Here is a 2,450-nt window from a genome sequence, read left to right on the forward strand (position 1 = left end):
GTTGCCTCACTACGAAGCCCTGCGGGGTGGTGTGGGAGCATCCGATCCTTGAGAACTCAACAGCGTGCACTTGTCAAATGCCAAATAACCTCGACTTCAGCTTCGGCTGAGGTGAGATTCCTTTGGATCAAAGTCCGGCTTCTTTCGGGAGGTCGGCAAACGGATAGTCAGCAATGATTTATCTCTTTGGTCAGTTCAAACTCGCTGCTTCGGCCTATTCCGGTCGTTGTCAGTATTTTTCTTTTACGGAGAGTTTGATCCTGGCTCAGGATGAACGCTGGCGGCGTGCTTAACACATGCAAGTCGAACGGTGAAGCAGAGCTTGCTCTGTGGATCAGTGGCGAACGGGTGAGTAACACGTGAGCAACCTGCCCCTGACTCTGGGATAAGCGCTGGAAACGGCGTCTAATACTGGATATGAGCTGCGACCGCATGGTCAGCAGTTGGAAAGATTTTTCGGTCTGGGATGGGCTCACGGCCTATCAGCTTGTTGGTGAGGTAATGGCTCACCAAGGCGTCGACGGGTAGCCGGCCTGAGAGGGTGACCGGCCACACTGGGACTGAGACACGGCCCAGACTCCTACGGGAGGCAGCAGTGGGGAATATTGCACAATGGGCGAAAGCCTGATGCAGCAACGCCGCGTGAGGGATGACGGCCTTCGGGTTGTAAACCTCTTTTAGCAGGGAAGAAGCGAAAGTGACGGTACCTGCAGAAAAAGCGCCGGCTAACTACGTGCCAGCAGCCGCGGTAATACGTAGGGCGCAAGCGTTATCCGGAATTATTGGGCGTAAAGAGCTCGTAGGCGGTTTGTCGCGTCTGCTGTGAAATCCCGAGGCTCAACCTCGGGTCTGCAGTGGGTACGGGCAGACTAGAGTGCGGTAGGGGAGATTGGAATTCCTGGTGTAGCGGTGGAATGCGCAGATATCAGGAGGAACACCGATGGCGAAGGCAGATCTCTGGGCCGTTACTGACGCTGAGGAGCGAAAGGGTGGGGAGCAAACAGGCTTAGATACCCTGGTAGTCCACCCCGTAAACGTTGGGAACTAGTTGTGGGGTCCATTCCACGGATTCCGTGACGCAGCTAACGCATTAAGTTCCCCGCCTGGGGAGTACGGCCGCAAGGCTAAAACTCAAAGGAATTGACGGGGACCCGCACAAGCGGCGGAGCATGCGGATTAATTCGATGCAACGCGAAGAACCTTACCAAGGCTTGACATATACGAGAACGGGCCAGAAATGGTCAACTCTTTGGACACTCGTAAACAGGTGGTGCATGGTTGTCGTCAGCTCGTGTCGTGAGATGTTGGGTTAAGTCCCGCAACGAGCGCAACCCTCGTTCTATGTTGCCAGCACGTAATGGTGGGAACTCATGGGATACTGCCGGGGTCAACTCGGAGGAAGGTGGGGATGACGTCAAATCATCATGCCCCTTATGTCTTGGGCTTCACGCATGCTACAATGGCCGGTACAAAGGGCTGCAATACCGTGAGGTGGAGCGAATCCCAAAAAGCCGGTCCCAGTTCGGATTGAGGTCTGCAACTCGACCTCATGAAGTCGGAGTCGCTAGTAATCGCAGATCAGCAACGCTGCGGTGAATACGTTCCCGGGTCTTGTACACACCGCCCGTCAAGTCATGAAAGTCGGTAACACCTGAAGCCGGTGGCCCAACCCTTGTGGAGGGAGCCGTCGAAGGTGGGATTGGTAATTAGGACTAAGTCGTAACAAGGTAGCCGTACCGGAAGGTGCGGCTGGATCACCTCCTTTCTAAGGAGCACTGCACTCTTCGGAGTGACAGAGCCGGTTTCGAGACGAATGTTCTCGGCCGGAGCTCATGGGTGGAACATTTGACAAGGTGTCGGAGGGTGACCTTCGGATTTAGTACGGCCTTCGGGTCTGGAACGGTTCGGGGTGAGGCTTCTGGCACATGCACGCTGTTGGGTCCTGAGGGACCGGATGAGAGTCCGAACCTCTGGGCCTTTTCTTGTGCCGGCGTTGCCGGTGCGGGGGAGGTACCGCCCGTACTTTGAGAACTACACAGTGGACGCGAGCATCTTTGAACTGATCTTTGATCGGTTCAGAAAGATGATCTTAAAGATCATTAGTCAATTTCGATTGACGATTCAACTCATGTGATTTCAAGTCTTTAAGAGCAAACGGTGGATGCCTTGGCATCTGGAGCCGAAGAAGGACGTAGCAATCTGCGATAAGCCTCGGGGAACTGATAAGCAAGTTTTGATCCGAGGGTGTCCGAATGGGGAAACCCCGCTGGGCGGCGTGCCGACCTAGTGACTCCCGCCTGAATATATAGGGCGGGTAGAGGGAACGTGGGGAAGTGAAACATCTCAGTACCCACAGGAAGAGAAAGCAACCGCGATTCCGTTAGTAGTGGCGAGCGAAACCGGAACAGGCTAAACCGAGTACGTGTGATATCCGGCAGGAGTTGCGTATT

General features: G+C 54.7%; 2 rRNA genes (1 of these 2 running past the window's edge). Both read left to right on the plus strand.

The window, feature by feature from the left end:
• Positions 1–242 precede the first annotated feature (242 nt).
• Positions 243–1,765, plus strand: a 16S ribosomal RNA gene (locus Q9S78_RS14270).
• A gap of 369 nt (positions 1,766–2,134) precedes the next feature.
• Positions 2,135–2,450: ribosomal RNA gene (locus Q9S78_RS14275) — 23S ribosomal RNA — on the plus strand; it runs 2,889 nt beyond the window's last position.
• The 16S and 23S rRNA genes sit together here, the layout of an rRNA operon.

This window comes from Microbacterium aquilitoris, from assembly GCF_031932285.1.
In the GTDB taxonomy this organism is placed as follows: domain Bacteria; phylum Actinomycetota; class Actinomycetes; order Actinomycetales; family Microbacteriaceae; genus Microbacterium; species Microbacterium aquilitoris.